We start from the raw sequence: 5,908 nt of genomic DNA, 5'->3' as shown, positions 1-5,908 counted from the left end.
CAGAAAAAATCTTGAAATTAGATGATTTTGCGTAAATTCCAGATGCTGAGAGAGCGATTCTAAGAGCCTTAAAAATATAGCAGGTTAATAATTAATCAAATGTAGCTTTAAATTGCTAATTTGTAGTTGAAATAAGGAATGAACTGAAAAGTGAATAAAAAAGCCAAAATCGTTAAACCTATCAAGGATGCTTGGGTATTAAAAAGTGTTCAAGACTGTCTTCACGATAAGTTTGAAACTGGAGTAAGAAATTACACCATTTTTCAAGTGGGTAAAGCGACACTACTAAGAGTTAGTGATGTTTTAAAATTAAAAAAGTCAGATGTATATGATTATGATGGTAGTGTGAAGCGGAACGCATATACTATTGATAAGAAAACAAAGAAAAGAAATGTTCTTTATTTAAAACCCGTAGTTAAAGATTTACAAGAATATTATGATTGGTTAGAAAAGTGGCAAAAAGATCATCCAGCACAACAAGTATTTACAAGCGAGTGGTTATTTCCTTCTTTCACTAACCCTGATAAACATATAGACAGAAAAAGATATTATATGATTATGCATAGAGTAGGTGAGATATTAAATATTCCTTATTTGGGAACTCATACTATGAGAAAAACTGGAGCTTTTAAAGTTTATGAACAAACTAACCATAATATTGGATTAGTGATGAAGTTACTTAACCATAGTTCTGAAGAGGTAACGTTGACCTATCTTGGGTTAGATCAAGAAACAAGAGAACACATATTAGATACTATAAACTTTGACTAACTATCACAACCTTTCTATGAAAGAACGGATAATATGATGAAAGTGAGCAGAAGGGCTAATAAACTCTGCTCACTTTTTCTTTTTAAAATAAAAAGAACCGAATCATTTGATTCGGTTCATAAAGTCAGATTTGTCAATGTTTTAACTTAATGACATTGACAAAAGACGGTCAAGTAACTCAAATCAAGAGTTAAAATGATCGTCTTTTCGTATCTGAGAGTTAGTTATTTCCCAGACACTTTTTAGACATTTAATATTTATTTCTCTTAATATGAGAAATTTCAAAATAAGTAATTATAGAGTCAAAAATAAACACCAAATCTACAGGCAAAAGAAATAATAGCGTGACATTGCCAGACCAGATCCAAGCTACTAAATTCATAACTACTAATATTGCTATTGGTACTAGTGCATTCCAATAACCTAATTTTCTTTGAAGCCAATAACGATAATTTTTATAGGTTGGGGTAGCGCCAGTTGCTAAAATTATTATTAATAGAATTGCAGACACCCATATTTTATTTTCCATTTTTAACTACCTCGTGTATTTAAATCTTAAAATGTATGGAACGAATATGTAGAAGTGTAATTCAAATCAATATACACTTTACTATGTTTATGTGTTTTATTATAGTTATATAATCTATTACTCATAGATGTAGCAGCCAAACTAAAAGCATCAACTAACGTTCCTGCAATTTCATGTCCAGTAGCATGTGCAATCATTGCTGAAATATCAGCAATTGTGGAACCAGCACTTAATTTACCTCTCTTTTTTGACTAAGAACGTATTTACTAATGATACTTGAATTAACAACAATTTTCTTTACCCCATAAACTCAGTCTTAAAGTTTACAGCAGGGAAGATTAATTGATAACTATTGTTTAATTGTTCCTTGGTAATCTTTAAACCGATCAGTGGGATGATACCATTCAAGTCATCAATGGCATTTTGACTACTTTCAGCTGCACCAACTAATTGATTTTGCTTGTTGTAAACCAAGCTTAATTTAGCGCTTTGATCATTTTTACCAGCATATTCCATATCTGTATTAAACATATGATCCATATCTACAACGGTATATTCATCATTATCTCTAGCTTCATCAACACTGACACCAACTTGAGCTACTTGTGGGAAAGTGAAAGCAGATGCCCCAATGATTGGATAATGAATTGGATCATGTTTGTCATTAACAAGCTGATCGCCTAAGTATGTTGCCTCAAAGTGTGCAGTTGGAACTAGTGCAGGCTGTTTCTTTTCAATGACATCCCCAGCAGCATAAACTCCTTTAGCATTAGTTTCAAGATAGTCATCAACAATAATGCTGCCGCGCTTAGAAAGCTGCACATCAGTATTTTCCAGGCCAAGTTTATCAACATTAGCAATTCGGCCGCTAGCATCAACTACATAGTCAGCAGTTAGCTTAGTTCCAGCTGAAGTAATGACTTCATATTGATCATCGTTTTTCTTAATTTCACTTACACCCTGATTGAAGTAAAAATCAATTCCACGCTTCTTCATGTCTTCAACTGTGTTCATGACATGTTTTTCACTAAATGCCATCATTGGGCGACTTAAGAATTCAACGATGCTTACTTTACTGCCAGCAGCTGCGAGCAAAGTAGCCATTTCCATTGAAACAATGCCGGCACCAATGAAGACGGTCTTCTTGGGTAAATTATCCAAATCTAAAACATCATTACTATTGTGCGTATATTCAGAGCCTGGGAAATTCAACTTTCTTGGCTTTTGACCAGTGGCAATCACGATCTTATCAGCTTGATATTGTTCACCATTCACTTCAACAGTATGATTATCAACAAACTTAGCGTAGCCATGTAAGGTATCGATGCCTAAGTTCTCAAAGCCCATTTCTTGAGCAGCAGGCATATTCTTCCAAGTAGCTTTCTTAGTCTTCATTAAGGTGTTCCAATCAATCGTACTTGCTTGAGCAATACCACGGTTTTGCAACAATTGACTAGATAAAACATTTCTGACTGCACCTTCAAGGAAAATCTTAGGTTCACAACCATAGTTAGGGCAGGTACCACCAAATTTATCGCCTTCAATTGCTAAAATCTTTTTGTCTGAACCTTGAGTGGCTATACTAAAATTGATTGCAGCTGGACCTGCACCGATAAGAATAATGTCGAACTTTTTCATTTTTAAATCCTTCTTCCATTTACTTACTATAATTTAAGATAATACTTAACCGAAAAGAAGCAAAATTATCTGCTTAAAACCTTTTAAATAAGCTTAAACATCAGATCCTTAAAATAGAAACTATTAAGTATTCTGATAATATTTATTCAAGAAGGAGAAACATTATGTCACTAATTTACATTCGCAAAGCCGCTAAAAATGACCTTGAGCAAATTATGCCAATTATTGACGAAGCCAAAAAGTTTTTAAAAGAAGATGGCAATCCACAATGGCAAAGTGGTTATCCCGATGCTGATGCAATTAATGCAGATATTGATCAAGATGCTGCCTGGGTATTGATTGTTGACCAAAAAATTGCTGGTTATACTGCTGTTGCTTCTGGTTCTGATCCCAATTATCATCAAATTGATGGTTTATGGAAAAACGATCTTGATCCTTATGTTGCTCCGTGTTGCCATCAGCAATGAGTATCGGGGTATGCATCTAGCAAGTTATTTACTCTCCAGTTTGATCTCTTTACATTATGCCGAGAGAGTTAGAAACTATCGTGTTGATACTTTCAGAATAAATGAGATCGTACAACACTTGGTTAAAGATGCTGGCTTTGTCAAACGAGGAAACATTAAAAATGATGATCCAATTGATCCTTACCGTGTTGCATATGAATTGAATTTATAGAACTCAGCTTAGCTGGGTTCTTTTTTAATCAAAATAATAATATATAACTTTTACCTATAGCTTGACCATGATAATAAGTATTTCACATAACTAGTTGAAGTTCATATAATTAAGACAACATTAAAAAAACACCAAGAAGGGATTTTTATGAAGAAAAAGGGGATAGGTATTATTAGCTTAATTTTAATTATTATCATCGCAATCGTTGCCGGAATTAAGATCAAGCAAAATCATGATGAAAATGCGGTTCAAGAGATTCAACCAGTGAAAGTTAATTCAAAAACTGTTCCAACTTTCTTCTTTCATGGTTGGGGAAGCAGCTGGCACGCAGAAGATACGATGGCTCAAGCAATAAAAAGAGCAGGAGCTACTAATACAATTGTCAGAGTTAATGTAAATAAGAAGGGCCATGCCAGGTTGATCGGCAAGATTAAGAAGAATGCTAAGAATCCATTAGTTGAGGTTAACTTTTCAGACAATAAGCTGACTAACTCACAATATAATGGACAATATGCTAATGCATACGACTCTACGGGAGCGCGCTATGTTAAAAATGCTATCGATTTGGTAAGAAACAAATATCATTATTCAAAAATTAATATTGTAGCTCACTCAATGGGGAACTTAGAAGTTGCTTCCTACATTAAATTGAATGCTGGGAAAAAGAACTTTCCACAAATCGACCATTTAGTAGCTATGGCTGGACACTATGATGGGATTATTGGTATTTGCGGTTGTGGGGGTGGTATTTCATTAAATGCCGCTGCTAACGACCCACGAATTAAGGCAACTGCGGCTATTACCATGTACGATATGCCACGTGTTGGTGCTTGGGGATACTTCGACAAAGGTACAGCTGATGAACGTTATCAAAATAAGAAACAAATTGCAGAACAAAGAACCAAGGAATACGGTACTGGCAAATTTGCTAAAGCTGGCGGCTGTTTTGAATATCCAGCTCGATGATCAACCAGACTACGTTAAACAATACAGTGCTTACTACAAGACCAAACGCGGCTACCACAAACGATCAGTTAACTCTAACGAAGGTTGGGTATTACAAAAGTATGCCTGGTTGGATGAATACTAAGATTTTAGTTCATCCCGAAGATCTTAAGAATGCGGTGCTGATCGTCCATGGTGAAAAAGCTCACTCACGTTACATGGGTGAAGATACCTTTAAGAAATTGAAAGGCGACAATAAAGAACTAGTAATCGTACCTAACGCTACTCACACCTATCTATATGATGGTGGCGATCATGATTACATTCCATTCGATAAAATTGATAATTTCTTTAAGAAAAACCTTTAATAATCAATAATATATATCCATATAATTCCATAACTAACAAAAAACGAGCAATGACTTTATCTTCTAAAATCAAGTAAAGTCATTGTTCGTTTTTATTAATCTTCTGTTACAATATAATAGACTTACAAATAGTTAGAAAGAAGATTAATACATGATTCATAATCCAACCATTGATGCCCAACTCAACCACAGATCTATTCGAAAATTTAAGGATATTACTTTAAATCAAGAACAACTAGCAACTTTATACACTGTTTTTAGCAGAACAGCTACCAGTATGTTCATGCAAAATGCATCCCTTTTGCACATTACCGATGAAGCAAAAAAGAAAAAGATTCAGGAACTCTGCGGTCAAAACTACGTAGGTGCAGAAGGAGACCTATTTATTTTTATCGTTGATCTTTACCGCAATCAGCAAATCAGAACTCAATTAAATAAAGACGATGGTAGAGTACATACAACTGATATTTTCTTCCAAGCCATGGAAGATACGCTCCTTGCCTTTCAAAATGTAGCAAATGCTGTCGAAAGTATGAATTTAGGCTATGTACCTTTAGGTACAATTAATGATCATCCTCTGCAAATGCTTGAAACGCTTGATTTACCTAAGTTGACTTTTCCTGTTTTAGGGATGCAAGTAGGCGTAGCTGATCAAGAGCCACAACTGAAGCCACGGTTGCCACTTAAATTTACTTGCTTTGAAAATTCATATCCAAAAGATTTTGATGTCAAAGATTTGAAAGATTATGATCAAGTAGTTACTACTTACTACGATTTACGTGATAGCAATCGCAGAATTGATTCTTTCACTAAGCAGATTACTGGAGCTAAACTTAATAATCATGAAACTGATCGTGATCAATTGGTAGAAGAACTACATAAACAAGGTCTTTGCTTAGATTGAAAATAAATAATCAATCAGATATTTCATAGAACTAATGAAATATCTGATTTTTATTTTTTCATTAATATCATTTTG

7 protein-coding genes and 1 pseudogene are annotated in these 5,908 nt (G+C 34.3%); 6 read left to right on the top strand and 2 right to left on the bottom strand.

Features of this window, described 5'->3' with window-relative positions; all coding sequences use genetic code 11:
• Positions 1–150: 150 nt before the first annotated feature.
• The gene (locus HMPREF0518_RS03850) at positions 151–771 is read left to right on the top strand and encodes a tyrosine-type recombinase/integrase (protein WP_003626321.1); all 621 of its coding nucleotides are present in this window, start codon (positions 151–153) and stop codon (positions 769–771) included.
• 250 nt (positions 772–1,021) lie between these two features.
• Here the strand turns inward: HMPREF0518_RS03850 and HMPREF0518_RS03845 are convergent, their stop codons facing one another.
• Entirely contained in the window at positions 1,022–1,300 is a 279-nt protein-coding gene (locus HMPREF0518_RS03845; RefSeq protein ID WP_003626320.1) for a hypothetical protein, read from the bottom strand.
• Positions 1,301–1,597: 297 nt separating this feature from the next.
• On the bottom strand, positions 1,598–2,938 hold the full coding sequence (locus HMPREF0518_RS03840) for a dihydrolipoyl dehydrogenase family protein (RefSeq protein WP_003626318.1): 1,341 nt from the start codon (positions 2,936–2,938) through the stop codon (positions 1,598–1,600).
• 164 nt (positions 2,939–3,102) lie between these two features.
• On the opposite strand from HMPREF0518_RS03840, the pseudogene HMPREF0518_RS03835 reads away from it, so the two are divergent.
• The 5 genes and pseudogenes from HMPREF0518_RS03835 to HMPREF0518_RS03820 all read left to right on the top strand — a co-directional run bounded on the left by HMPREF0518_RS03835 (position 3,103) and on the right by HMPREF0518_RS03820 (position 5,833).
• Positions 3,103–3,616: pseudogene (locus HMPREF0518_RS03835) on the top strand (GNAT family N-acetyltransferase).
• A 147-nt stretch (positions 3,617–3,763) separates the two neighbouring features.
• A complete protein-coding gene (locus tag HMPREF0518_RS10425; protein ID WP_003626312.1) occupies positions 3,764–4,582 on the top strand; it encodes an alpha/beta hydrolase in 819 nt (272 codons plus the stop codon).
• Entirely contained in the window at positions 4,563–4,706 is a 144-nt protein-coding gene (locus HMPREF0518_RS10615; protein ID WP_023061128.1) for a hypothetical protein, read from the top strand. Before HMPREF0518_RS10425 ends, HMPREF0518_RS10615 begins: the two co-directional genes overlap by 20 nt.
• Entirely contained in the window at positions 4,696–4,929 is a 234-nt protein-coding gene (locus tag HMPREF0518_RS10420; RefSeq protein ID WP_230478146.1) for an alpha/beta hydrolase, read from the top strand. The genes HMPREF0518_RS10615 and HMPREF0518_RS10420 overlap by 11 nt, the downstream gene beginning before the upstream one ends.
• Before the next feature lie 151 nt (positions 4,930–5,080).
• Positions 5,081–5,833 carry an NADPH-dependent oxidoreductase gene (locus HMPREF0518_RS03820; RefSeq protein WP_003626309.1) on the top strand — a complete coding sequence of 251 codons (753 nt, stop codon included), beginning with the start codon at positions 5,081–5,083 and terminating at the stop codon, positions 5,831–5,833.
• Positions 5,834–5,908: the final 75 nt, after the last annotated feature.

Source organism: Lactobacillus helveticus DSM 20075 = CGMCC 1.1877, from assembly GCF_000160855.1.
Lineage (GTDB): Bacteria > Bacillota > Bacilli > Lactobacillales > Lactobacillaceae > Lactobacillus > Lactobacillus helveticus.
This window is presented reverse-complemented; position numbering and strand designations above follow the sequence as displayed.

Bases quoted from the DNA above. Each gene is read 5' to 3' on its own strand.
- HMPREF0518_RS03845 (WP_003626320.1), bottom strand. From the start codon at position 1,300: ATGGAAAATAAAATATGGGTGTCTGCAATTCTATTAATAATAATTTTA.
- HMPREF0518_RS10425 (WP_003626312.1), top strand. From the start codon at position 3,764: ATGAAGAAAAAGGGGATAGGTATTATTAGCTTAATTTTAATTATTATC.
- HMPREF0518_RS03820 (WP_003626309.1), top strand. From the start codon at position 5,081: ATGATTCATAATCCAACCATTGATGCCCAACTCAACCACAGATCTATT.
- HMPREF0518_RS03840 (WP_003626318.1), bottom strand. From the start codon at position 2,938: ATGAAAAAGTTCGACATTATTCTTATCGGTGCAGGTCCAGCTGCAATC.
- HMPREF0518_RS10420 (WP_230478146.1), top strand. From the start codon at position 4,696: ATGAATACTAAGATTTTAGTTCATCCCGAAGATCTTAAGAATGCGGTG.